This window comes from Kribbella sp. NBC_01510 (assembly GCF_045040325.1).
Classification (GTDB): domain Bacteria; phylum Actinomycetota; class Actinomycetes; order Propionibacteriales; family Kribbellaceae; genus Kribbella.
Window position 1 is genome coordinate 4,520,870 of sequence record NZ_CP109418.1, and the last position, 24,236, is coordinate 4,545,105.

The following is a 24,236-nucleotide window of genomic DNA, read 5'->3' on the forward strand; positions in this document are numbered from 1 at the left end:
GGAAAGGTGGCGGTCCAGTACCACACTGCCCGCTTTCGGCTCGTCCCGCGGCTGGCCAAGGTGCTGAACGTGCCGACACCGGCCGTACGCCGGCCGGGATCTGTATGGACCGAGTTGCCGCGGCCGGTCGAGCTCGGCGGCGAGCCGGTCGGGCATGTTCGGATCGGGTACGCCCGCGCCTCGACCACGCGCCAATCCCTGGACTCCCAACTCGACGCCCTCTCCGGTGCCGGCGTCACTCGTGTCTTCTCCGAAAAGATCTCTACCCGGGCCACCCGCAGGCCGGAGCTGGAGGCTGCGGTCAAGCTGGCCCCGAGATCCGCAGCTCCGCCGTAGGAGTCACCCTCGTTGTTCACGAACACAAGCGGCTCGGCCGCGGCATCGAACTGGCCGCTCTGGCCGAGGAACTGAAGGCTAACGACATCGGCCTGGAGTTCCTCGCCGGCGAACTCCAGGGCTCGCACGACCCGTCGGGAGTGGTATTCACCGTGCTGGCCGCCCTGTCCGGTATGGAACGCGAATACATCCGAGACCGCACCCTGGAAGGCCACGAGTCAGCCCGCAAGCGCGGCAAGACCATCGGCGGCGCCGGCGTCACCGACCAGGACATGCTGTCCATGGCCCTGCACCTGCGTGAGCAGGGAGTGAGCCTGCGCGACGTCGCCAAGCGCCTGGTCATCACCACGGGCAAGAAGAAGGGGCAGCACCCCTCGCCCGCAACCGTGCTGCGGATGCTGCGCGAGCACGGCGAACAGACAGCAGCGCCCCAGGCCGCAGAAACCATCGCAGAAGCACATCCGAACGGAAAGTCACGGTAAGCCGCCGAACCGAGACCTGCTAACGGGACTTTTCGTTCGGATGCCCGTCATACCCCGAACCGATCCACCTGATCTTCCACCATGTTGCAATAGTTAACGAGGAATAGAACTATTGTCAACCGGTGGAAGGTGTTAGCGGACCACCAAGGCCGCGCCGGCCTGGTGGCTCAGGGATCCGCTGGTGGCGGTCACCTTGAGGCTGAAGGTTCCGCGGGTCGTGCTGAATGTCGTCTTCACCTTCAGCGTGGTCGTTCCCGGAGCTGTGACCGGATTGCCGGTCCAGATCGCAGACGCGTTCGCCGGCAGCCCCGACGCCTTCAGACTCACCGAGCCCGCGAAACCACTGATCGACGACACAGTGACCGTGTACGTCGCAGTCTGTCCACGGGTGACCGTCACCGACGACGGACTCATCGTCACGGCGAAGTCCGGCCTGTTGACGATCAGCTTTACCGTCACCGAATGAGTGAGTGCACCGCTGGAGCTCGACACCGTCAGCGTGTAGGTGCCGGCGGGTGCCGTCGCCGCAGTGCTGAGAGCGAGTTGCGCCGTACCGTTGCCATGCACAACAGCCGGACTGACCGCCACCGTGCCCACACTGGCCGGCAAACCGGCGACGGACAGCGTCACGTCCCCGGCAAAGCCGTTGGCCGGGTTGACGGACACCGTGTACGCCGTAGCCGCGCCAGCGTTCACCGTCCGCGTGGCCGGAGTCGCGGTGAGACTGTAGTCCGGCGGCGGTACGACGGTCAGCGACGCCGACGCGCTATGGCTGACAACCCCGCTGGTACCAGTGACGACGAGCGCAGTGGTCCCCAGAGTCGAAGGCGCGACCACTGTGAGCGCAGCAGTTCCGACACCTCCCACTACAACCGGCGGATTGAAGCTCCCGGCGAGACCGCTGAGCGAGAGCGCGACATCTCCCGTGAACCCACCACTGCTGGCGACCGTCACGGTGTAGGTCGCAGTACCGCCCGGCAGGACGCTGACCGCTGCCGGCGTGACGGTCACACTGAAGTCCGGCGTACTCCGCAACCAGTTGTACGACGCCAACACATCGAGTCGGCCGGCGCCGTAGTCGTTGTCGGCACCCGCAGGACCCAGATCGACCGCACCGGCCTGCAGTGCGGCCTGTTGACCATCAGCCGATAGCCCCGGCGACGCCTGGAGGAGCAAAGCCAACGCGCCGGCGACATGCGGCGCCGCCAGTGAGGTCCCCGAGACGTCCAGGTAGCCGCCGTACAGGTCGGTCGTGCGGATGTCCGTGCCGGGCGCAACCAGTTGTGGATAGGTCCCCACGGTACACGCGGATGGTCCGCGGCTGCTGTAGGGATCGATCAGTCCGTTGCCGTCGACCGAGCCGACCGCGAGCGCCTCCGGATTGTTCGCCGGGCTGGCGGACGTCCCCGCCGTCGGCCCGTAGTTGCCGGCAGCAAATACCGGCAGGATGCCGGCGGTGCGGAGGTTGCGTAGGTCCGGCTGGAACTCCAGGCTGCAGCTGCCCGTGGTCATCGTCCACGAGTTGTTCACCACGTTCGGCGCGTCGGCGGTCGCCGGGTTCCCGTCCGGGTCGAGCAGCCACTGATAGCCGAGATGGATGGCAGTCGACGTGGCCTGGCCGCGGTCGTTGAAGATCTTCACCGCGATCCACCGCGCGTCCGGCGCGACACCGATCGACGAACCACCGCCGTCGCCCCCGGCCATCACTCCCATCGTCTGCGTACCGTGTCCGGCCAGGTCGATCGGCGTGGCCGGATGCTGGCCGTTCGGGTCGTACCAGCTGTTGCCGCCACCACGCCAGCGTGCGGCCAGCTCGGGGTGGCTGATGTCGACGCCGGTGTCCATCGACGCCACGACCATGCCCTGACCCCGGTAGCCGAGGTCCCACAACGCCGGTGCGTTCACTTGCGCCACGTTCGGCTCAACAGCCGTCGCAACGGCGGCGGACGGCGCCTGGATCGTAGTACTCGGCCGTACCTCGCGGACATCCGGACGGCCCGCCAGCTCCACCGCCACACTGGACCGGAGCCGCGCGCCGATCGCGTTGGTGATCCACAGTGGGACGACTGACGTCACCCGGCCCTGCTTGCGCCGTACGGCGAGAAGGTCACGGGCACCGCGCTGCGTCGCGTCGGCGTGATCCCGCAACGCCTTCTCCAGTTGACGAATCCGCTCCCGCCGATCCGGAGTGACGACTGTGGGAGCCACCTGCGACTTCATCACCACGATGACGTCGACGAACGGGTCGGCAGCCGGGGCGGCAAGGGACTGTCCGGACAGCGCGATTGACGCGATCACTACGACCGCACGAGACCTCATCGTGAACCTCCCGGACCTCGAACAAGCCACCAGGCACAAACCACGACCCCGAGTTCCAGCAGAAGCAATGCCGCCCCATCCACGTACGGCGCCAAACTCCGCCCCGGCGCCGGTCGCACAGCCGGCGACGAGACCTGCCAGTCGATCGGCACGGCGTAGTCGCGATCTGCCCGGCGCAGCACGGCGACCATCGGTACGGCGCCCGCCGAGCCGGCACGGTACCTGGCTTCGTTGCCGGACGCATCGTGGTCTCCACCGGGATGCTTGCCGCTCTGGACGGCGACGAACGCCGGGTGCTGCTTGCCCACGAGGCCGCGCACCTGAATCACCGACACCACCTGTACGTGCATCTCGTAGAACGGGAACCGTCGCCGGATCGCAGCATCGCCCTCAGCGAGCTGGCCGCAGCCGTCAACCCGTTGCTCGCAGCCGTGCCTTCTGTCGTCCGGACGTCCGTGGAACGATGGGCCGACGAAGATGCAGCCGTCGCCGTGGGAGACCGTGAAATAACCGCTCGAGCAGTCGCCAAGGCCGGCCTGGCAACCGCAACCGCCACTCGGCGACCGAGCGCACCGCCGTTGCTTACCATCGCAGGCGGCCCAGTGGTTGCCCCGGACCAACGCGCTGCTCAAGCCCCCACCTCGAGAGCGCCGACTAACGGCAACGGTTGCCCTGATCGGAATCCTCGCGCTGTCAGTGTCTACATCGGCGACCGTAGAGCAGTACACCGAACATCGCTTCGAGGTGGCTCACGCGGCCTACGTCGACCACTAGCCTCGAGTCCATGCCAGGCAGGACCACACAGCACAAGTAGTCAGACAGGCGAGCGGGGTGACCCACAGCACTGCACTTGCGGTTGACACGTAATCGTCAAGATCTCGGGCGAGTACTGTGATGATAACGAAGTCGCAGGTTGAACCATCCAGGACTTGCGATGCTCCTTGCCAGGCTGCTGCGGTAGTCCACCTGGACTTGGAGGGTGATTTCCAGTGGACTTCGACACTGACGATGTCCACCGAGCACTGCAGCACGCCTACTCCGGCCTGCTGCGAGCCGTCGAGCTTGAAAGACGCCGACCTGATGATCAGGTCGACACGATGGGAATCGTCGCCAACATCCACGAGCTCCGGATCATGATGTCCGCAGCGGCTCAGATGATGCTCTCGTTCAAGCTTCAACGCTACAAAGATATGGTCGCCTGGGGGGCAGACGGCCAGCCCAAGCCCTACCGCACTGTCACGCCAGGGCAGGTCATCATGCAAGCCGATGCCGACCTGGAGGCTGCATCCAAGTATTTGGAGCAGGCAGCCGACAGTCTCACTTCGGCCCGTCGTCGCCTGACCACACTGAGGTAACAGCCCGGAACGAAAAGACCAGTCACGCCTCAGATCAACTAGACGTAGGCGGCCACCCGCGGAGCTTGTGCTTCGCGCTGCGCTCGACGAACAGCGGGACGAAGTCGCGGATGGGGACGGCGTCGAACTCCGGCCGCGACGCGGAAACGGTCTCGGCGACCTCGGCCGGCGGAATCTGCGGGAACAGCCTCGCCAGTCGGTCGACGATCTCACCGACTGCGCGGTCTTCGTCAGACCTTTCCACGCAACTAGCGTGACCCCCGGATCGACGACAACACAAGTCCCGGCCGACTTGAACCCGCGCACCAGACCCGCCGACCTTCGACGCCCCCGACGAACGCAAGGGCCTATCGACCCACGCCCCCACACTCCAGCAGCGCTGAATAACCTCACTTCGCACCACGAGTGGCCCCACGCCGATCCCCTGTACGGTTCGGCTATCAAGGGGGACACGCGCATGACCTGCAGGTTTGTTGGGTGCCCCCGGCAGGATTCGAACCTGCGACGCACGGTTTAGGAAACCGACGCAACCCTACCGACATACGCCCCTGCAGGCGTAGCCAGCCATCACCAGTTCGGCCGATCGTGACTCCAGTTGCTTTGGATCGACACCTCTTTGTTCCCAGGCTGTTCCCACACTGGACTGCTGAGCGTGACGTACCCGCCCGTACCCGCTGCCGAATGAGCTGATCCCGGCGGGGAGCCCGTGACAAGCTGCCAGCCGTCGGTAGACCCTGGGGGTAGCCGGACGGCCAGCAGCTGGCGGCGTGCCCGAGTGACCGACACGGTCCAGGCCAGGCCTCCGGGGTCGCGTGGACTCGTCTGCGATCACCGCTGTCCTGCCCGCCGACGCCGTGTGCTCGCATGCAAGCCGGTCCTGCGGGCCGTGGACGAGCCGACTTCGTCGGCGCAGCCCAGCTGAGTGTCTTCCCCTCCTGGCTTCCGATCCCGGGCCTGCCGTGCCCTCGACGCGCTACGTGCCACCCCGCCAGCGAACAACTGCCTGGCGCTCCCCGCGGTCATTGATTTTCTCGGACTTCTGCAATGCGGAACCGGCTCGCAGGTGCGGCGCTGGCGTCCCGCGCAAGGTCGAGTCCGGTCGACCTCGAAGATCGCGGGCTCGGGGTTGTCATGAGTCTTCACCAGGAGTTGGCTGTATCTGTCGGAAGCAGGCTCCGGAGTCGAGTAAGGGGAGGGAACGAGATGGATTTCTCCATGCAGTTCGAGGCCCTCGAGAAGCGCACTGCCGAGGGGCTGTCCGCGGTGAAGAGCGCGGCCGGCGAGTCGCGCGACAAACTACGCTCGCGAATCGACCAGGCCCAGGTCGACCTCGATCAGGCGGGCAAGGATGTCGAACAGAAGGCGGGTGATACCGCCGAGCAGGCGCAGAGTAAGTGGGCGCAGATGAAGGCTGACGCGTCGGCCAAGATGGACGATGTGAAGGCGAAGGTCGAGAAGCGTAACGAGCAGCGCGACGCCAACCTGGCCGCCACCGACGCGGACTTGGCCGAAGCGGACGCAGCCGACGCCATCGACTACGCCGCATGGACGGTCGAGAACGCGCGGCTCGCAGCCCTCGATGCCATGGACGCGCGGGCATACGCCGACGAGCGGGCCAGGGCCGCAGCAAACGCTCCATAATCACGCCTTCGCTGCCTTCAAAGGGACGCTTGGTCGGGTCGAGCGTCCCTCCCGCCTGCTCCCCATCCGCCGCACGAGCCCGGATCTCGACGTCCGGCGCGGTGGGAGATCGAACCGTTAGGCCGGAACCGACTGGAGCCGGAGTGCGGACCGGCGGCCGAAAGGTAACGCCTGGACCAGGAGGTGCGGATGGTCACCGAGCCCGGAGACGGCACCGCCGACCACAGGCCCGGCAGACCTGACCGAAGCGAGCCAGCGGAGGCCGCGCAGGCGCAGACCGGATCCACGATCATGTCGGGACCTGAGCCGGCGCCGGCGCCGGCGCCGGGGCGGCCGGCGTGGTCCCAGGTCTGGCCGCCGTGGACGTACTGGGTGCGGACCACGCTGGCCGTCGTCGCCACGCTGCTCGTGGTCGCCGCGGCGCGGCGGATCTCCCACGTGCTGCTCCTCGCGCTACTCGCGTTCGTGCTGGCCATCGGCCTGGATCCGGCCGTCCAGTGGCTCGGCAAGCTGCGGATCCGCCGGGGCTGGGCGGTGGCCATCATCTTCGTCGGGCTGGTCGTGTTCCTGGCCTTGTTCGTGGCGTTGCTGATCCCGCTGCTGGCTCGGGAGGTGCCGCAGTTCGCCGCGGCGCTGCCGGGCTATCTCGCCGACCTGCAACGGCGCGACGACTGGCTCGGCAACGCCTTCCGGCACGCCAGCGTCTCGGCCGAAGTCAGGCAGTTCATCGCCGACCTTCCGAGCAAGATCGGCGAGTCGTTCACCGCGATCGTCGGCGCCGCGGGGACGGCGTTCGGCCGCGTCTTCGACGTGTTCACCGTCGGCATCTTGTGCATCTACTTCATGGTCGCGCTGCCGCGCATGCCCGCGACCATCGCCAAGCTGGTCAGCCGGGACCGCCGCGCCCACGTCGACCTGCTGCTCCAACGGTCGTTCGACAAGATCGGCGGCTACGTCTCCGGCAACCTGATCACTTCGGCCGTGTGCGCAGCAGCGACCGTGGTCGCGCTGCTCGCCCTGCGCATCGACTACGCGGTACCGCTGGGCCTGTGGGCCGGCGTCGCCGACTTGATCCCGCAGGTCGGCGCCTACCTCGGTGCCGTGCCGGCGGTATTGGTCGCCCTGACCGAAGGACCCGCCTACGGCGTCGCGACCGTCCTGTTCTTCATCGCCTACCAGCTGTTCGAGAACTACCTCCTGGCCCCGCGGGTGTACAAGAGCTCCATCGACCTCTCACCAGCGGCCGTCATCATCAGCACCCTCGCCGGCGGGATCCTGGCGGGCTTCGCCGGCGCACTGCTCGCCCTCCCGATCGCCGCCACCATCAAAGTCATCGCCGTCGATGTCGTCCTGGCCAGCCGATCCAACCCATCACCTGAGGACCCCGCCAACGACGGCCCAGCGGCGCCGAACGACAGCTGAGCGCCAGCTTCCAGACCGGCAAGGACAACCCCCCGAACGGCAGGCGTGGCAGGACGCACGACCGCAAAGGTAGAAGCAGCCGCACCGCCGCGAGCTCATGGACATGGGAATCGGGGTCCCCGGCGGTGGCGGGCGGCAAGGGAGGCTGTGATGACACGCGATGAGACATCCTCGAGGATCCCATTGCGGGAGGCGGTCCAGGGAATCTGGGCGGTCCGCTCCTGGGGGCGGTCGCTGCTGACCCTGGTCACCGTGGTCGGGGTGTGGGCCGTCTTCTACCGGGTGAACGAAATCTTCGCCGCCTTTGCCTTACGTGAGGCGGCAAGGAGGCCGAGCGGCTGGCCGGCTGATCACCACCGCTTCGAGAAGCCAGCTTCCCTGCCACGGCCGGCGGCAGTGAAGGTGCGTAGGTCAGGGACTAAGGAGGAGGCGTGAGCGCGAGGGCGCCATATGCTGGGCGATGCTTGTCGAGCCCGGACCGGGACCGAGCGGTGCTTTCCGCCGTCCGGCGGAAGCGGACGGCTGCGGGCCAGCTGTTGGACGAAGTGGCGGGAGCGTGATGGCCACCGCGCGAACCACGTATCAGGACGGGCGCGGCGCGGAGGGTGCCGCGCCGACCGGCCACACGTTCGTCTGGGTCAGCCTGCGCGACCCCAGCCCGGAGGAGTTGGCGTCCGTCCAGCACGAGTTCGCGCTGCCGGGGTCGCTGATCGAAGACCCGGACACGTCGGCCAATCGGCCGGCCCTGGAGGTTTCCGACCAGCTGGTATTCGCGGAGGTCAACACGATCAGTTGGGTGGCCGCCGAGGAAGTCGTACGGCTCGCGAGGGTCCAGCTGGTGCTTGGCGACGGCTTCGTAATCAGTGTCGACCGCAACGAGCCTGCCGTGGAGCGGGTGAGTCAGGACCTCCGGGCCGACGCCGAGTTGGCCGGCGCCGGCCCGGCGGCGGTGCTCACCTGCGTCCTCGACCATGCCGTGGAGCGCTACGGCCCCGTCCTCAGCGCCCTCAACGACGCGGTCGACGAGGCCACGCAGGCCGTCTTCAACGCCGATCGGTCCCGGCCGACCGAGCGCCTCTACCACCTCGCCCGGCAGGTGCTGGAGTTCCGGCGGGCCGCCGCCCCACTGGTCGAGATGCTCGACCGTCTGGCCACCGAGTTGCCAGCGCCCACCGGCGACCGGTTCAGGCGGCACTTCCGCCTGCAGCGCCCCCACCTGCAGCATCTGGTCGATGGAGCCGACGCGCTCGGCAACCTGCTCGCCAACGCGCTCCAGGCTTACCTGGCCGAGGTGTCGGTGCGGCAGAACACCGATATGCGCCGGATCTCGGCCTGGGCCGCGATCTGGGCCGTCCCAACCCTGCTCGCCGGCATCTACGGAATGAACTTCCGGCACATGCCCGAGCTGGGCTGGCGCTTCGGCTACCCGCTGGTGCTGGTGGTGATGGTGGCCATCTGCTTGGGACTGTACCGCGCCTTCCGGCACTACGGCTGGCTGTAGCTGGCCGACGCCGGCCAGCCGCTCAAGCGGCGCCCAGCAGGAAGACGTCCGACTTGACCTGCCGCCACACCAACGGCCGCTTCTCCGCGCACACGTGCAACCAAATCGACGGCTCGCTCGGATCGACGGGCACTCGATCACCGTCGGCCTCCTTCGCACGTTGCAAGGAGCGCGGCGACCGCGAACGCACCCCGTTGAAGGGCTTCGCGAGGCGCGGATGCCCCCCTCCGGCGAAAGGCCCCCGGCAACCTGATCCAACTACTGATCAACATGCAGCTGCTGAACGGCGTAATCACCCTGATCATCTAAACGTTCATCCTCGTCCTGGCCGACCGGCGCAGCGTCCTTGGCGTCGCCGCCAACCGACCCGCCTGAAGGCTCTCGCCAGCGTCTGCGTCGGCGTGGTCGCCGTCCTGGCCATCGCCGTGCTGGGTCATCACCGTCGCCGGCTGGCTCGGCCTGAACTGACCCGTTGTGCGCCGCCGACGACGGACCGGACCGCGACCGTCGTCTTGCGGGCGGAATCGTTCCTCAGGTAACCAGGAACCTCGGTGCTGCGGCGCAGAGCCCTGCGACGTCGCGTCCGGCTCGCAGTACCGTTAAGTCCGGCCGCACGAGTGCGGCTGCGGCGTTGCCGTCTGCGAGCCAGTTGTACAGGGGCGAGTCGGGTTGCACCTCGAGCACCTCGGTCCCGCGGCCGGCGAGTAGCGCCTGCTGCTGAGGCGAGAGCGGTACGCCGGTCACGATCACGAAGCCGGCACGGGTCACGTCGTCGTACCGGATGTCATCCGCCAGGAGCGCGTTCGGGCACAGCCGTCCGTTGAGGGACTTGCGGAGTCCGCGTCCTTCTACCAGTGCGGACCGGCGTAGCGGCGGCGTCTCGCTATCGAGGAGGCGGTCGCGCAGGCCGGGGATCCAGTGGAGCCGCGGGGCGATGGCCCTGCGGAGCATGTCACCGGCCCTGCCGCCCTGAGTCATGGAGACACCAATGAGCTTGGCGAGCTTGATGAGCGCCCGGGCATGCGGTTTGCGCTCCACCTCGTAGGTGTCGAGCACCGAGTCGGGCAGGTCGCCGGAGAGGACCCCTGCAATCTTCCAGCTGAGGTTCATGGAGTCGCGGACACCGGCGCAGAGCCCTTGTCCGATGAACGGCGGCGTCAGGTGGGCGGCGTCGCCGAGGAGAAACACGTTGCGGTCACGCCAGCGGTCGGCCAGCTGGGCCCGGAAGGTGTACTCCGCGACACGCACCAGCTCGAGCTTGTCGCACGGGATGCCCTCGAGCCACGGACCTATGAGAGGACGCAGGGCTTCGATGGAGTCGAAGTCAGCGGCGGTCTCGCCCTCGAGCAGACGGAACTCCCAGCGATAGCGGCTATCCCCGATGCGCATGTATGTCGCAGCGCGCTGGGGGTCGCAGACCTGGTGCACGCCTTCCCACTGGTCGAGCTCGACCTTGCTAGCCACGTCGATCACCAGCCAGCGCTGCTCGAACTCAAGGTCCTCCATCGTCGAACCGATCGCCGTGCGCACCACACTGTTGGCTCCGTCGCAACCCAGCACATGGGTGGCCAGCACGGACTCGTGCTCGCCGGTGAGCCGGTCGGTGAAGTCCACCCGGACCCGGCCCTGGCCGTCCTGGGCGACGTCGGTGACTTCGACGTTCTCGCGCAGGCCGACCGTGGTCTGGTCCTTGAGGTTGGTGCGCAGCAGGTGCTCGAGTTCGGGCTGGTCGAACAGGTTGGCTCTCGGGTGCCCGTGCCGGCCGTGGTCGCCGGCCCGGTCGAACACCGCGAACGCCCGGTGGTTCCGGTCGGTCAGCTGCAGCCCGCGGGTGGGACGGGACACGGCAGCGAACTGCTCACCGACGCCGAGCCGCACCAGGACCCGGTAGATCTCGTCGTCGAGGTGGACGGCGCGCGGCTGCGGGTAGACGCCGTCCCAGCGGTCAAGCACGAGGCAGTCGACGCCGTACTGCCCGAGCAGGGTGGCGGCGGTGACACCGACGGGACCGGCCCCAACGATGACGACAGGAATCGGGTCGGTGCTCGTCCGCCGAGACCTATTCATCGAAGGTCTCCGACCACGAGAAGGAGGAAGGTCAGGGTCACCAGGCCGAGGACGACGGCCGGGGCGATCTCGCGCACACCGTCGCCGGTGCGCAGGTGCGCGACGACTGCCCCACCGAGGAGCATCAGGAGTCCCGCGGCGGCCAGGGCACCGACCACCGGTACGAACGCGCCGACGAGCAGACCGATGACGGCGAGGACCTCGGCGAAGCCGAGGCGTCGGTACGCCGAGACGCTGAGGCCCACGTGTTGGGCCTTTGCGCGCATGGCGGGTACGGCGGCGAGCTTGGCCGACCCGAGGGCGGCGAAGGCCACGATGAGAAGGCCCGCAAGGATCGATGTCGGGTTCATGACAGTTCCAATCTCCAGGTGATCGCGAAGCGGTCGAGTGCTTCCTTGACCGAGGACTGGTCGGCACCGGAGGCCAGGCCGACGAGGACGACGACCGCACCGTCCTCGACCGTTCCCTGGACGCCGGTGACCGAGGGCATGTCACAGAGCGCTTCGATGACGGCCTCTCGGGTGGCCTCGGCGCGGAGGGCGGGTTTGAACGGCTTGCCGACGAGGGTGACGGGGAGTGTGTCCAGCACGGTGACGGCCTTGGGTGCCGCCGCCTTCTCGGGCACGTGGTCGGACGCCCAGGCACGCAGCTCCTCGGGGGTCGCGTCGGCGCCCGGGGCGAGCGTGACGAACGCGACCGGCACCTCGCCGGCGTGCACGTCCGGACGACCCACTGCCTGCGCGGCCGTGACCTCCGGATGCGCCAGCAGCGCGTTCTCGATGACCGCCGGGTCGATGTTGTGGCCGCCCCGGATGATCAGGTCCTTGGCTCGGCCGGCGAGGTGGATGAAGCCGTCCGGGTCGACCCTCGCGAGGTCTCCGGTGTCCAGCCAGCCGTCGCGCAGCTTGCCCAGTCCGTCCAGCACAGGCCCGTCAGGATCACGGTCGGTGACGTAGCCGGGGAAGACGGTCGGCCCGCTGATGGCGAGCACGCCGACCTGACCGGCCGGTAGGTCGGTCCACTCACCGTCGGCGGTGACCTGGACGGCCTTCGCCTGCTGGTACGGCAGGCGCTGGCCGACGGATCTGGGCCGCGGATGGTGGGGAAAGCTCAGTGCGCTGACGCACGTGGCCTCGGTGAGGCCGTAGCCCTCGACCAGCCGGATGCCGGTGGCGGATTCGAAGCCGTCCCGGACCGCTGGCGGCAGGGGTGAAGCGCCGACGACAGCGAAGCGGAGGCTGCTGATGTCGGCGTCGACCGGGCAGCCGGCGAGGACGGTGTACACGGTGGGCACGGCGCTCATCGTGGTGACCCCGTAGCGTTCGACGAGCTTCCAGAAGCGCGAGTACAGCGCCTGGTCGCGGTACCCGAGGGGGCCTGCCCAGATGACCCTGAGGCCCCTGAACAGCGGGGCCAGAACGGTGACGAGGAGGGCGTTGACGTGGAATAGCGGCAGCGCAGCGAACATCACCGCGTCGCTCAGCAGCCCGTTGGCAGCGATCATCCAGGCGTCGCTGACCTCGTTGGCGTGGGTGTGTGCTGCGAGCTTCGGCGTGCCGGTCGTGCCGCCCGTGTGGAAGACAGCGGCCAGGTCGGTGGCCGAGGGCGCCTGCCCGACGAAGGCGTCGGGTGGCTGCTCGGCCGCCAGCGCGGAGACGTGGGCAATCCGGAGGCCGTCGATCGGGTGCAGCTCCGGCCCTCCTGGGCCTACCCTCGTCGGGCCGAGGGCGAGCAGGGCTTCCATCCCGGCCTCGACGGCGAGCTCCCGTGCGCTCTCCCAAACCTCCGGCGCGAGGTCGGGGCCTGCAGCAACGAGCACCCGGGCGCCCGACCTGCGCAGCAGCTCGGCGATGTGCTCTCGGGACAGCCCGCTGTTGATCGGCGCGGCGATGCCGGCGAGTTCCGCCGCGAGGGTTGCGGTGATGAGCTCGTCGCAGTTCGGGGCGAGGAGCGCGACCCCGTCGGTCCGGCGCACCCCCAGGGCGTGGAGCACGTTGGCGTAGCGATGTACGTCGCCCAGCAGCTCGGCGTAGGTTCGCTCCGCCGGCTGCTCCCACCGTTCGCCGTCCGGGAGCACCGACAGGGCGACGCGGTCCGGCCACAGCCGGGCGGCCCGGAAGAGGAGCTCGTACGTCGTGCCCGGCAGGCAACGGTCGCCCAGCGGCACGGCCTCGATCCCCGCGAGGTCGTCCGGCGTGTCGTACGTCGGCCAGAGGCGGTCGCGCATCAGTCGCTCCTCACCACGGTGCGCTGCCGGCCGAGGTCGATCGCACCGTCGTCGGTGCCGATGGTGACTTCGACGACGTCGCCGTGCTTCAGGTACTTGGGGTTCTGGGCCTGCCGCTGGAAGAAGATCTTCCACTTCACTGCGGGCGGCAAGAATGTGGCGATGATTTCGAGCGGCTTGGGTGGTGCGCTCAGGGCGGTGCCCTCCGGGGTCCCGGTGAGCAGCAGGTCACCCGCGTCCAGCCGCTGGAACCGGCTCAGCGCCTGCAGCGCCTTCAGCGGGGAGTAGACCATGTCGTCGTCGACGACCGAGTCCTGGCGCAGTTCGCCGTTGACCCAGAGGCGCAGGCGTAGGTCGCCGAACCGCTTGAGCTCGTCGTCGTCGAGCAGGACCAGCGACGGTCCCACCGGCGTGAAGGTCGGGTACGACTTGGACTCGAAGAACTGCGTCTTGGGCAGCTGCACGTCGCGGGCCGAGACGTCGTTGGTCACCACCAGGCCGGCCACGAACGAGGCCCAGTTGTCTGCCGTGACCTGCGTACCCACTCGCAGCTCTCGGCCGATCACCAGGCCGATCTCGACCTCGTAGTCCAGGCAGCGCACGTGCTCGGGGCGGATGATGTCGTCGAAGGGGCCGCTGATCGAGCCCGACGTCTTGCGGAAGAACGTCAGCGGGATGGTGTCCGGGTCGAGCCCTGAGTCCTTCACATGGCTGGCGAAGTTCGTCATCTGCGCCACCACCCGGCAGGGCGCCGTCACCGGGGACACCAGCTCGAGGCTGGCCGGGTCGACGGTTGTTCTGCTGCCCCGGGTGGCCTCGATCTGCTCGGGCTCGGCGAGCAGCTTGCTGGTGGTCGTGGCGTCGGTGTCGATGCGGGCGGCGCCGCCGGGAGTGCGGACCCACCAGGCGTCGGGCGTACGAAGGATCGTGGTGCTCATGAACTCGTCACTTTCAGGAGGCCGCGCAGGCGGGTCAGGTCGAACTCGTTGTCGTCACGCAGCGAGCGAGCCATCGACACCAGCTCGTGCAACGTCTCTCGTCCCGGGGTGAGACCCAGGAAGTCCTTGGTGGCCGGCGGTCCCCACTGGGCCAGCCCGGACACCGTCATCGGGGACCAACCAGGCTCGAGGGTGCAGTCGAACAGGTCACCGTCGGCGAAGTGCTCGACCAGCAGCCCGTCCGGGTCGCGCCAGTAATCGAAGATCTGGCTACCCTCGATGTGACGACCGATCCCCCACGAGCGATGGAAGCCCAGCTCGCGGAGGTACTCCCCGCCCGCGGCCATCGCGTCCAGGTCCCCGACCTGGTACGCCGAGTGCACGTACCGGTTACTGGGACCGAGCATCATCGCCAGCGTGTGGTGGTCGGTGGGAGTCATGCCTCGGTCACAGCGGATGAAGCTCATCGTGGGGCCGCGCTCGCGCTGCCCCTCGTAGTACTTGAAGTCGCTGACGATCAGACCGAGATTCTCCAGATACCAGTTCAGGGACTCGATGTACCTCGTGGTCTGCAGCACGACATGGCCCAGCCGCTGGACCTTCGCGGGCTCACGCGGCGGGCGCTGCGTAGCGTTGGCACGCCGCACATCGTGCCCGGAGTTCAACACCTGCGTCGACTGGGGCGGCAGGGTTGCGAGCTCGTGGGTGTCGGCGACAACCCGGACCATGACCCCACTCGGGTCGCTCAGGTCCACAGTGAACCCGCCCAGGTGCTCCGGCAGCTTCTCGACCCTCGTCCCGGTGGCGTCGGCGAGCCGCACCAAATCGGTGGAGTCCGCCGCCCGGAAGGCCGCACCGAGGTACCTCGAGCAGGGTCCGCGCCGGACGACCACACACGGATCGCCGGCGTCGGTCCCGCGCAACAGCAACTCGTCCGCCGTCCGGCTCACCGTGGTGAACCCGAACGCGTGCGCGAAGCGCTCCGAGGCGACCAGGTCGGGCTTGACGAACTGGAGCCAGGCCAGATCGAGCACCTTGATGACGGGGTTCTTCGCACGCCCCGGGTGCTCGGCGGGCAGCGCACCCCGCTCGCTGTGTAGGTCGTTGTGAGTCCCGTGGTGACTGGTCATCTGCTGCTCCTCGATTCGTTTCTGACGATATCGTCACTCACGAGTATATGCTCAGTCAAGAGCATTTGAGGAAAACGTCATTTCTGACAGCATCACGTTAGAATGGGTGCACGCCACCCACCGATGGAGACGCCGAGGAGATCATGAGCAACGCACCAACGCAGCAGGCCAACCGACTGGACCGTCGCAAGGCCCGGACCCGAGCGGCCCTCATCCGGGCTGCGCAGACCCTCATCGCCGAGGGCAGGACGAACGTTCCGATCCTGGAGATCACCCAGGCCGCCGACGTCGGGATGGGCTCCTTCTACAACCACTTCGAGACCAAGGAGCAGCTGTTCGAAGCTGCTGTCGAGGCAGTGATGGACGGCTACGGTCAGCTACTCGACGACCTGACCGCCGACATCGAGGACCCCGCGGAGGTGTTCGCCTGTAGTTTCCGGCTCACCGGACGGCTCCAACGCCGGGAGCCCGAACTCAGCCGGGTCCTGCTCAACAACGTGCTCCGGCTGCTCAGCGCCGACAACGGCCTGGCACCGCGCGCCCGGCGCGACATCGCGGCCGCCGTGGATGCCGGCCGCTTCGACGTCGAGGACCTCGACGTCGCAGTCACGATGGCTGCCGGCGCCCTGATCGCCCTCGGTCAGCTGCTGCACGACCAGCCGGAGCGCGACGTCGAGGAGACCACCGACCGGTTGACCGCGGACCTGCTGCGGATGTTCGGCATCACGCGGCGGCAGGCGCAGCGGATCTGCTCGCTGCCGCTGCCGGAGATCGGCGCCGTTCGAGGCGACGGCTCGGCGGCCTGACGCTTCAATTCGCCCCCGCGGCCCGGGGTCGACCAGCTACCAGCGCACGACGGGCAGCCGCAACCGCGGCGCGCCCGGATCCCCTCCGGACCCTCGGTGCGCCAAGCCTTCCGCGGTGGCGTCGGCTCGGACGGCGCCTGGACGCTGCGCGCCTCCTCGGCCTGGCCGCTCGCCTGCCTGTCTCCCGCGACGTCGCCCACACCTCTCCCGCTACGCCGGACTAACCATACTGACGAAATCGTCACTCCCGAGGTATCCTTCAGTCAATTGGCGGCGATAACCGGGAACCACCTGCGAAGGTCGCCACCTGTGACCACGAGGAGATCCTTCGATGAACACCGCCACCACCTCCAGGCTCACCGAGAGCGCTGCTTCCCCCGACGTACTTCTGGTCGACGCCGCCCTCGGCCCGGTACGCCGCTTCGTCCCCGACATGTCGACCGCGAAGTGGGCGGTCTCTCTCGCGCGCAAGCCGGACATCACCGCGCGGCGGCTGGGCGGGCTGGGCGCCGAGGCTCGGCGCATCCTCACCGGCGCCTCGAGGCTCGCGCCGCACCGCGGGGACCGCAGGTTCACCGATATCGCGTGGACCGACAACCCGTTGCTGAAGCGGCTGGTCCAGCTCTACCTGGCCGGTGGGCAGACCGTCGAGCAGCTGCTGATCGACGCCGACCTCGACCCACGCGACCGCAAGCGCGTGCGGTTCTTCTTCGAGAACGTCATCCAGGCGACCGCTCCCAGTAACGTCCCGCTGGTCAACCCGGCCTCGGCCAAGGCCGTCATAGATACTGCCGGGCTGAGCCTGGTGCGCGGGGGCAAGCAGCTGGTGACGGACCTGTCCTCGGCCCCCCGTTTGCCGGAGATGGTCGACGGCAGCGGCTTCGTCCTGGGCGACAACATCGCCGCGACGCCGGGCGGGGTCGTCTTTCGCAACGAGGTGCTGGAGCTGATCCAGTACGCACCGCAGACCGACGAGGTCTCCGAGGTGCCGACGCTGGTGATCCCGCCCACGATCAACAAGTTCTACGCGCTCGACCTCGCCCCGCAGCGCAGCCTCGTGGAGTTCGGCGTCCGGCAGGGCAGGCAGATGTTCGTCGTCTCCTGGCGTAACCCGGACTCGCGGCACGCCTCCTGGAACCTCGACACCTATGTTCGTGCCATCCTGGACGCCCTGGACGCCGTCGAGGACATCACGGGCAGTACGCGGACGGTGCTCGGTGGAGTGTGCTCCGGCGGCATCCTCGCGAGCATGACAGCGGCCTACCTCGCCGGTATCGGCCGGCAGGACCGGCTGGCCGCGCTCTGCCTGGCAATGACGGTCATCGACAACCACGATGCCGGAACGGTGTCCGCCCTCGTCGACGAGAGGTTGGCGGGCCGGGCCAAGGCGAAGTCGGCGCGCAAGGGATACCTCGACGGCCGGGCGCTGGCCGAGGTGTTCGCGTGGCTCCGGCCCGGCGACCTGGTCTGGAACTACTGGGTCAACAACTACCTGCTCGGCAAGCGACCGCCGGCGTTCGACATCCTGTTCTGGAACTCCGACACCACTCGGATGACCGCCGCACTGCACGCCGACTTCGTCGACCTGGCGATGGAGAACTCCCTGACCCGGCCCGGCACCCTCACCGTCCTCGGCGTGCCGATCGACCTCGGCAGGATCACAGTCGACTCCTACGTGCTGGCGGCCATCGCCGACCACATCACCCCGTGGGAGAACTGCTACCGCAGCGCCCAGCTCTTCGGCGGCACGACCCGCTTCGTGCTGTCCACCAGTGGTCACATCGCTGCCCTGGTCAACCCGCCGGGCAACCCCAAGGCGTCCTTCCACACCAACGACGACCTGACCTCCGACGCCAAGGTCTGGCTCGAGGGCTCCGACGTCCACCCAGACACCTGGTGGACCGACCTCGGTCTGTGGCTCGACGAACGCTGCGGCGCGCAGCGTCCGGCACCCAAGGCGCTCGGGTCTCACCGCCTGAGCGTGCTCGCGGAGGCGCCCGGCACCTACGTCTTCGACAAGTGACCAGGTTCCTCCGGGTCCGTGTCCTCGGCCACGACGTCCGGGTTGCCGTCCGGCCGGGCACGGCACCGGGGCCGCCGCTGGTGCTCTGCAACGGCATCGGGGCCAGCCTCGACCTGCTCCAGCCGTTCGTCGACGAGGTCGACCCGCGGATCGAGGTGGTCCGGTTCGACGTACCGGGCGTGGGTGGTTCCCCGATGCCGAAGGTGCCGTTCAACTTCGCGATGCTCGCGTGGCTCGTCGGGACGCTGGTCGACCGGCTCGGCTACGACGGGTTCGACGCCCTCGGCATCTCGTGGGGCGGCGGCCTGGCCCAACAGCTGGCCTTCCAATACCCACGTCGCTGTCGACGACTGGTGCTGGTCAGCACCGGGACCGGCATGCTGATGGTCCCGGCCCGCCTCAGCGTGCTCAGGAAGATGCTCACCCCGAGGCGCTACCGCGACCCGGCGTACGCAAAGGCCATCGCACCGGTGCTGTACGGCGGCCGGATGCGCCGGCAGCCCGACGAGGTGAAGCACGTGGTGTACGACCAGGAGCGCCTCGGGTCCAGGACCGGTTACTCCCTCCAGCTCCTCGCCGGGCTCGGCTGGTCGAGCCTCCCGGCTCTGCCACTCATCCGGCAGCCCACCCTCGTCCTCGCCGGGAACGACGACCCGATGATCCCGCTGGTGAACGCGCGGATCATGCGGGCGTTGCTACCCAACGCCACACTGCACGTCTTCGACGACGGCCACCTCGGCCTGCTCACCGCCGCCGACGAGCTCGGCCCGCTCGTCTCGCGGTTCCTGACCGCACCCAGAGCCGATGGGATCTCATCGAGCCACTGACGGCTCGCTGCCCGCTCTCCCGAGGTCCGTTCGCTCGGCGAACACAGGATCGCAACTTCTTCTGGCCGTCGACGTACGCGCATCGAGCTGTCCGTCGAGCTACGTCTTCACCAACGGATGCGACACCTCGGTGCTGCGTGAGCGCAGTCATTCACCGAGCGCCTTGCCGGCGCGTCCAGCCGCAGAGTCGAGGTGGCGCCGGCCCCGAGGAGTCCCCGGATGACGAAGTTCACCGCGCCCAGGTTAGGCAGTTCGCAGCGCGAGATTTGCCAACTCACGCGTTTCCGGAAGGAGCTGGGCGGAGCTCGTCGATGGTGAGGGTCGACTTGAGCCAGACCCAGGCCTCACAGTCGCATACCTACAAGCCGAGATTCGCGTCGCCGCCCTTGTCGCCGGAGCGGGCATGCACGATCTCTCCGAGTGAGGCGACGACCAGTTCATCGGCGGTCCTTGGCGCTGGGACCGATGACGCGGGCGACGGTTCGGTCTGCCGGGCGGTCGTAGCCGTCCATGCGGGCAGGTGCAGCAGCGTGAACGGATGGTCCGCTCGACCAGAGTGCCGATCGCGGACGAGCAGCTAACTGAGGATTTCGTCATGTCTTCGCCATGACCGCTTGACCAGATTGCAGTACTGACGATATCGTCAGGACTGCAGAAACATTACAAGAGGCTCTCATTGGGCCCGAATCTAACGAAGGTGGTAGCTCATGACGCAGCACACGAACTTCTCCACGCGGCTGGATGATCTGCAGAAGCGGGTTGCGACGGCGAAGTCGGCGGTGCAGACGGCCGCGACCGAGTCCGAAGCGCAACTCAAGGAGCGGATCGATCGGGCTCAGTCCAACCTGGACCAGTCGGCCCAGAACGCACGGCAGGAGACCTCGCAGGCCGCCGGCAGCGCTCGGGCGAAGTGGGCGCAGGTAAGGGCCGACGCCGCGGACAAGATGAGCGACGTCAAGGCAAACATGGACAAGCGGACCCGCCACATGGACGCCAAGGTCGCCGCCGACGACGCCGACTGGGCAGAAGCTGACGCGGCCGAAGCCCTCGACTTCGCCGACTGGGCGGTCGACAACGCGCAGCTGGTCATCCTCGATTCCATCCACGCCCGCGCCTACGCCGACAAGCTCGCCAAAGCCGCAGACAACTCGTAGTCCCCGAATCGGACCGGTGGCCACGAAGCCCCAGTTCTCCTTACAGCCCTCCGCGCCGGGCAGGAATGTTTGACGACCTGCCCGGGCGGCATCACCCAAAGGAAGTTTGCAATGGCTAACGACATGAAGACCCCCGACCCGGTGCCCGACACGATGCGGGCCGGCGCCGCCCAGGACGCGTCGGCGGTCAAGGTGCACGACCTCGCCTGGCTGGAGTTCGAGAAGCCGGATCTGGATCGGGACGCGGTCGACCGAGCAGCAGGCAAGGGTGTCGTCGACGCATTCACCATTCCCTGGAAGTTGGAGATCCAGCCATGACTGCCGCACTCCTTGTTTGCTTGGCCGCGCTCATCGCTGTCGCCTTTGCGGTGCTGGGCGCAAGCAAGATCCGAGCCGTTCCGTCGATGCAGGCCCGGGCCGCGCATGTTGGCTTCAGTGTCGGTGCCTACCAGCGCATCGGGGTCCTGGAGGTCGCGGGTGCCGCAGGAGTCCTGATCGGCCTCGCGATACCCCCGCTCGGCCTGCTCGCCGCAGCGGGTTTGCTGCTCCTCATGGTTGGAGCCCTCGGCGCGCACCTGCGCCAGCACGACGGCGTAGCCGAGATGGCACCAGCGCTCGTCGTCATCGTGCTGCTCGTGGCCTATCTGTGGCTCGCACTCGGCAAGATCTGACGAAGAGGCCGACATGACCAACCTCAGCCAGAACCTCACCGAATCCGCCTCGATATACCCGGACCACCCAGCCGTCCGGATGGATGACCACGTGCTGACGTACGCGGCCCTGGACGACGCCGCGTCCCGAATGGTCACGCTGCTGCGCGGCAGCGGCCTCGAGCCTGGCGACCGCGTCGGGCTGATGCTTCCCAACGTGCATTTCGCGATCTCGTACTACGGCATCCTCCGCGCCGGCGGGGTCGTCGTGCCGATGAACCCGCTGCTCAAGGCGCGCGAGGTGGAGTACTACCTCCGCGACTCCGCCGCCAAACTGCTGCTTGCCTGGCACGACTGTGCCGCCGAGGCGGAGGCAGGTGCGAAGGCCGCAGGCCCCAACTGCCTGGCGGTCGCGCCCGGGGACTGGGACTTCCAAGCCGCGCTGGCAGCGACGCCGCCGGCGATTGACCCGGTCTGCCGGTCCGACGACGACATCGCGGTCATCCTCTACACCTCCGGCACTACCGGCAAGCCAAAGGGCGCCGAACTCACGCACGGCTGCCTGAACCGCAACCAGGCGGTCACCGCACGGGCCCTGATCAACGCCGCCAGGGTCCTCAGCGGCGAGCGGATAGGGACACGATCCACGCCGCCCGCGCTGCTGCCGCGCTTGCCGACACCGACGTCTCGCAGGCCAGTCCCGGTGAAGCTGAGAGACGGCCATAGCGACGTGGTCGGTGGCATCCTGTCTCCGTCATCGCCGGTGCTCTTCTACCCGGTGCAGGACGGTCGCGCCCAGCCATTGGCGAGTGGGCATCTCCGTTAGTTCGTCGGGGGTCAGGTCCAGGCGGTGGGGTCGGCGAGGTAGAGGCCGCAGGCGGTGTCGAGCGCGTCTTTCGCGGTGCCGCCCATGGATCCGGGTGCGCTCGGCGGCGCCGCCACTGCTGGGTGGCCGTAGGCGCTGACCGCCAGGTCCGGTCTAGCCTTGGTCTTGCCTGGGTGCTGCGCGCTGGCACCTCATGTCCGGCCACCAGCGAATCGAAGGATCCTCCTCATGTCCTCCCCTGCTGGCACACAGCAACAGAGCGTCGCGGACGCGCTGGCGCGGCGGGTTGAGGTGCGGCGGGGCGCCGAATCCGTGTGGGTCGCGGCGTTGCGTGAGCTGGGGGCGGTGGACCTGGCGGTGTATGAGGCTGTGGCGGATACCCCCACCCCGGAGCTGGACGGCCCCGCTCGCCGGCTCTCGAACGCGGCGAACTACTCGCGGCTATGGCCACTATCGCCGCCGTGATCGCCGTGCTCGGTGGCAGGCGTGGACGCCGCGCGGCGCTGGAGGGCGTGCTGGCGATCGGGGTGACCTCGGCGACCGTGAATCTCGGCATCAAGCCGCTTGCCCAGCGGCGGCGCCCGGATCGCGCCGAACACGCCATGTCTGCGGCCCGCCGTGTACCGACGCCGGAATCCGACTCTTTCCCGTCCGGCCACGCCGCGTCGGCGTTCGCGTTCGCCTACGCGATCGGCCGGCACCTGCCAGGCCTCGCCGTGCCGATCCGGTTGCTGGCAGGCGGCGTCGCCTACTCGCGAGTCCACACCGGCGTGCACTATCCGGGTGAGATGATCATTGGTTCCATCGTGGGGGCCGGAACCGCAGCGACAGTCGCTGCAGGATGCGACCGCATCTACCGAGTGCAGGACCCGAACCGCGAACGTGCGTAATCGGCAGCCCTGACGGGCCAGCACCTTCTCGGTATCAGCCCTCTGGCAGCGGCCGCGTTTGCCTGGGAGGCGACAACTGCGCCGATGGTGGCATGCCTAAATGGCGTGGCGAGATTCGGACTCGCAGAGCCCTGGGCCGGATAGCGAAGTGCAGCGGCGGGCTTAGATCGATCGCCTCGCCACCAATCCCGGCGTGTACCGGTGTCAGCGCGCTGACGTCCAGACGGGGCGCGCTCCACGCTCGCCCTGGACTGTGGGGGGCAGCCCCCATGGGGCGCGGGGCCGCGCCGGGCGCGTCGAGAACGATGATCCCGAGGCGGCCGCTGTCGAGGGCCGGACGAGCACCGGGCATCAGCGGGCGATCGAGCGTGTACGGGTTGTTCGACACGAGCACAACCGCGAGATGCTGGTGCTCGCGCCCGATATCGTCAACCAGGCGCAGCGCTGGCACCTCTGCGCTTGGGCCGAGCACCTTCTCGGCGGTCTCCAGGAGCGTGCGCATCTTGGCATCGCGGTAGCCGGGACTGCGGACGGCGTCGCCGTAGATACCCAGCGAGACGTTGTTGAGAAACAGGCGGCCATTCACCTCCGCCACGTCGATCAGGCGCTCGAGCCCACCTGTGAACGCCTCGAGCGCGCCGAGCGCATCGTGCGGATCCACCCCGAGATCGAGAGCGAAGTGGTTGCGCGTCCCGGCCGGCACACACACGAACGGAAAGGAAGCCCATGCGTGCCGGCTGCCGCGGCCACGACCGCCAGCGACCCGTCGCCACCGGCAACTCCCAGCGCGTCCGCACCATCGGCCACGGTTTCCCGGCCAGCGCTTCCAGGCTCTGGCTCGGCGCAAAGATGACGGTCTTGATCCCTCGGTCGCGTGCCCGCTCGGCAACCGCAGCGCGTGCGGCCGTGCCCCCGCCAGATCTCGGGTTGACAAACAACACCGGTCGTTGCGGGGGATCCGAGGACCGCCAGCCAGGACGCGACAGCTCCGACACCATCCACGACATTCTCGCGCAACGACGGTAAGCCTGCTAGTCGCAAATCACCTGCCATCGATGACGGGATCCCGGCCCCCACTTCCACGCCGAAGACGGCGTAACCAGTGGTGCAGTGCAACGCTCAGCCCACCACACCGTCAAAGATCTCTCCGCCGACAATCGCAGCTGGGTCGAGACCTGGAAACCCCAAAACGCTCACCTGGCACAAGTCCGAGGGCCGACATCCTGCAACGCCTCGCCGGCGCACGGCGGTGGCCACGACCGAGTCGGTCATTCGCAGCAGCGTGTCGATCGCCGCGCCGGCGGCAGCGTCGCCGTCCGTAGCGGCATAGGCCGCGGCAAGCGCCGGGGCGCGGCCGGAGAGGACGAGGTCGTGCGGCGGCGAGGATCACCGTGGGTGCCGCTTGCGCGCCCGCGCTACGGGGGAGTTGTAGCGGCGGCGTGGAGCCATTCGTGGAGCGAACTGCCCGATACGGATGAAAAATACGGGCACCGGAGATAGGTTCCTTGCAACGAATCACGTCTGAAGACGGCAGATGTGGAGATGACCTTCCTCCTCGTAATGAGAAGGTCGCCGGTTCGATTCGGACGGGCGACCCCAACGTCGCCCGAATGCGGCCAGGACTCGGCACGCGGGGCGAGAC

At 68.2% G+C, this 24,236-nt stretch carries 26 protein-coding genes; 17 read left to right on the forward strand and 9 right to left on the reverse strand.

Translation table 11 applies throughout. The annotated features are described in order from the left end of the window. The first annotated feature begins 6 nt into the window (after positions 1–6). On the forward strand, positions 7–336 hold the full coding sequence (locus tag OG558_RS22665; RefSeq protein ID WP_405072084.1) for a recombinase family protein: 330 nt from the start codon (positions 7–9) through the stop codon (positions 334–336). A 50-nt stretch (positions 337–386) separates the two neighbouring features. After that, entirely contained in the window at positions 387–818 is a 432-nt protein-coding gene (locus OG558_RS22670; RefSeq protein ID WP_405072197.1) for a recombinase family protein, read from the forward strand. A gap of 132 nt (positions 819–950) precedes the next feature. Here the strand turns inward: OG558_RS22670 and OG558_RS22675 are convergent, their stop codons facing one another. Both OG558_RS22675 and OG558_RS22680 read right to left on the reverse strand, forming a co-directional pair. Beyond that, complete coding sequence (locus OG558_RS22675; protein WP_405072085.1) at positions 951–3,137, reverse strand: S8 family serine peptidase; 2,187 nt, start codon at positions 3,135–3,137, stop codon at positions 951–953. Further along, positions 3,134–3,466, reverse strand: coding sequence for a hypothetical protein (locus OG558_RS22680; RefSeq protein ID WP_405072307.1), 333 nt, complete (start codon positions 3,464–3,466; stop codon positions 3,134–3,136). The genes OG558_RS22675 and OG558_RS22680 overlap by 4 nt, the downstream gene beginning before the upstream one ends. Here OG558_RS22680 and OG558_RS22685 point away from each other — a divergent pair. Further along, complete coding sequence (locus OG558_RS22685) at positions 3,398–3,997, forward strand: hypothetical protein (protein WP_405072198.1); 600 nt, start codon at positions 3,398–3,400, stop codon at positions 3,995–3,997. The genes OG558_RS22680 and OG558_RS22685 overlap by 69 nt on opposite strands. A gap of 129 nt (positions 3,998–4,126) precedes the next feature. After that, entirely contained in the window at positions 4,127–4,492 is a 366-nt protein-coding gene (locus OG558_RS22690) for a hypothetical protein (protein WP_405072086.1), read from the forward strand. 34 nt (positions 4,493–4,526) lie between these two features. Here the strand turns inward: OG558_RS22690 and OG558_RS22695 are convergent, their stop codons facing one another. Continuing rightward, positions 4,527–4,736, reverse strand: a complete 210-nt coding sequence (locus tag OG558_RS22695) for a three-helix bundle dimerization domain-containing protein (RefSeq protein ID WP_405072087.1) — start codon at positions 4,734–4,736, stop codon at positions 4,527–4,529. Positions 4,737–5,707: 971 nt separating this feature from the next. On the opposite strand from OG558_RS22695, the gene OG558_RS22700 reads away from it, so the two are divergent. The 4 genes from OG558_RS22700 to OG558_RS22715 all read left to right on the forward strand — a co-directional run bounded on the left by OG558_RS22700 (position 5,708) and on the right by OG558_RS22715 (position 9,056). Continuing rightward, positions 5,708–6,133, forward strand: coding sequence for a hypothetical protein (locus tag OG558_RS22700; protein WP_405072088.1), 426 nt, complete (start codon positions 5,708–5,710; stop codon positions 6,131–6,133). Positions 6,134–6,322: 189 nt separating this feature from the next. Beyond that, positions 6,323–7,555, forward strand: a complete 1,233-nt coding sequence (locus tag OG558_RS22705; protein WP_405072089.1) for an AI-2E family transporter — start codon at positions 6,323–6,325, stop codon at positions 7,553–7,555. 150 nt (positions 7,556–7,705) lie between these two features. Continuing rightward, positions 7,706–7,990, forward strand: coding sequence for a DUF308 domain-containing protein (locus tag OG558_RS22710; protein WP_405072090.1), 285 nt, complete (start codon positions 7,706–7,708; stop codon positions 7,988–7,990). A gap of 124 nt (positions 7,991–8,114) precedes the next feature. Continuing rightward, positions 8,115–9,056, forward strand: coding sequence for a magnesium and cobalt transport protein CorA (locus OG558_RS22715; RefSeq protein WP_405072091.1), 942 nt, complete (start codon positions 8,115–8,117; stop codon positions 9,054–9,056). 531 nt (positions 9,057–9,587) lie between these two features. Here the strand turns inward: OG558_RS22715 and OG558_RS22720 are convergent. Genes OG558_RS22720 through OG558_RS22740 form a run of 5 tightly spaced genes read right to left on the reverse strand, consistent with a single transcriptional unit; the run spans position 9,588 to position 15,418 of the window. After that, entirely contained in the window at positions 9,588–11,123 is a 1,536-nt protein-coding gene (locus tag OG558_RS22720) for a bifunctional 3-(3-hydroxy-phenyl)propionate/3-hydroxycinnamic acid hydroxylase (protein ID WP_405072092.1), read from the reverse strand. Then, positions 11,120–11,473 carry a DoxX family protein gene (locus tag OG558_RS22725; protein ID WP_405072093.1) on the reverse strand — a complete coding sequence of 118 codons (354 nt, stop codon included), beginning with the start codon at positions 11,471–11,473 and terminating at the stop codon, positions 11,120–11,122. Before OG558_RS22725 ends, OG558_RS22720 begins: the two co-directional genes overlap by 4 nt. Then, complete coding sequence (locus OG558_RS22730; RefSeq protein WP_405072094.1) at positions 11,470–13,350, reverse strand: acyl-CoA synthetase; 1,881 nt, start codon at positions 13,348–13,350, stop codon at positions 11,470–11,472. Before OG558_RS22730 ends, OG558_RS22725 begins: the two co-directional genes overlap by 4 nt. Then, a complete protein-coding gene (locus OG558_RS22735; RefSeq protein WP_405072095.1) occupies positions 13,350–14,288 on the reverse strand; it encodes a fumarylacetoacetate hydrolase family protein in 939 nt (312 codons plus the stop codon). Before OG558_RS22735 ends, OG558_RS22730 begins: the two co-directional genes overlap by 1 nt. Continuing rightward, positions 14,285–15,418 carry a VOC family protein gene (locus OG558_RS22740; RefSeq protein ID WP_405072096.1) on the reverse strand — a complete coding sequence of 378 codons (1,134 nt, stop codon included), beginning with the start codon at positions 15,416–15,418 and terminating at the stop codon, positions 14,285–14,287. The genes OG558_RS22735 and OG558_RS22740 overlap by 4 nt, the downstream gene beginning before the upstream one ends. A 143-nt stretch (positions 15,419–15,561) precedes the next feature. On the opposite strand from OG558_RS22740, the gene OG558_RS22745 reads away from it, so the two are divergent. The 9 genes from OG558_RS22745 to OG558_RS22785 all read left to right on the forward strand — a co-directional run bounded on the left by OG558_RS22745 (position 15,562) and on the right by OG558_RS22785 (position 22,594). Further along, on the forward strand, positions 15,562–16,224 hold the full coding sequence (locus OG558_RS22745) for a TetR/AcrR family transcriptional regulator (protein ID WP_405064749.1): 663 nt from the start codon (positions 15,562–15,564) through the stop codon (positions 16,222–16,224). A 331-nt stretch (positions 16,225–16,555) separates the two neighbouring features. Next, positions 16,556–18,247: a PHA/PHB synthase family protein gene (locus OG558_RS22750; RefSeq protein ID WP_405064750.1), complete on the forward strand. Its 1,692-nt coding sequence runs from the start codon at positions 16,556–16,558 to the stop codon at positions 18,245–18,247. Continuing rightward, on the forward strand, positions 18,244–19,074 hold the full coding sequence (gene phaZ, locus OG558_RS22755; protein ID WP_405064751.1) for a poly(3-hydroxyalkanoate) depolymerase: 831 nt from the start codon (positions 18,244–18,246) through the stop codon (positions 19,072–19,074). Before OG558_RS22750 ends, phaZ begins: the two co-directional genes overlap by 4 nt. Positions 19,075–19,781: 707 nt before the next feature. Then, the gene (locus OG558_RS22760) at positions 19,782–20,228 is read left to right on the forward strand and encodes a hypothetical protein (RefSeq protein ID WP_405064753.1); all 447 of its coding nucleotides are present in this window, start codon (positions 19,782–19,784) and stop codon (positions 20,226–20,228) included. A 111-nt stretch (positions 20,229–20,339) separates the two neighbouring features. Further along, a complete protein-coding gene (locus OG558_RS22765; protein WP_405064754.1) occupies positions 20,340–20,546 on the forward strand; it encodes a hypothetical protein in 207 nt (68 codons plus the stop codon). Continuing rightward, the gene (locus OG558_RS22770; RefSeq protein WP_405064755.1) at positions 20,543–20,899 is read left to right on the forward strand and encodes a DoxX family protein; all 357 of its coding nucleotides are present in this window, start codon (positions 20,543–20,545) and stop codon (positions 20,897–20,899) included. Before OG558_RS22765 ends, OG558_RS22770 begins: the two co-directional genes overlap by 4 nt. Positions 20,900–20,912: 13 nt before the next feature. Continuing rightward, on the forward strand, positions 20,913–21,704 hold the full coding sequence (locus tag OG558_RS22775; RefSeq protein ID WP_405064756.1) for an AMP-binding protein: 792 nt from the start codon (positions 20,913–20,915) through the stop codon (positions 21,702–21,704). A 228-nt stretch (positions 21,705–21,932) separates the two neighbouring features. Further along, positions 21,933–22,169, forward strand: a complete 237-nt coding sequence (locus OG558_RS22780; RefSeq protein ID WP_405064757.1) for a hypothetical protein — start codon at positions 21,933–21,935, stop codon at positions 22,167–22,169. Beyond that, complete coding sequence (locus OG558_RS22785; protein ID WP_405064758.1) at positions 22,148–22,594, forward strand: phosphatase PAP2 family protein; 447 nt, start codon at positions 22,148–22,150, stop codon at positions 22,592–22,594. The genes OG558_RS22780 and OG558_RS22785 overlap by 22 nt, the downstream gene beginning before the upstream one ends. A gap of 34 nt (positions 22,595–22,628) precedes the next feature. Here the strand turns inward: OG558_RS22785 and OG558_RS22790 are convergent, their stop codons facing one another. Beyond that, positions 22,629–23,255 (reverse strand): diacylglycerol/lipid kinase family protein, encoded by a 627-nt coding sequence (locus OG558_RS22790; RefSeq protein ID WP_405064760.1) that lies wholly within the window; start codon positions 23,253–23,255, stop codon positions 22,629–22,631. Positions 23,256–24,236 lie beyond the last annotated feature (981 nt).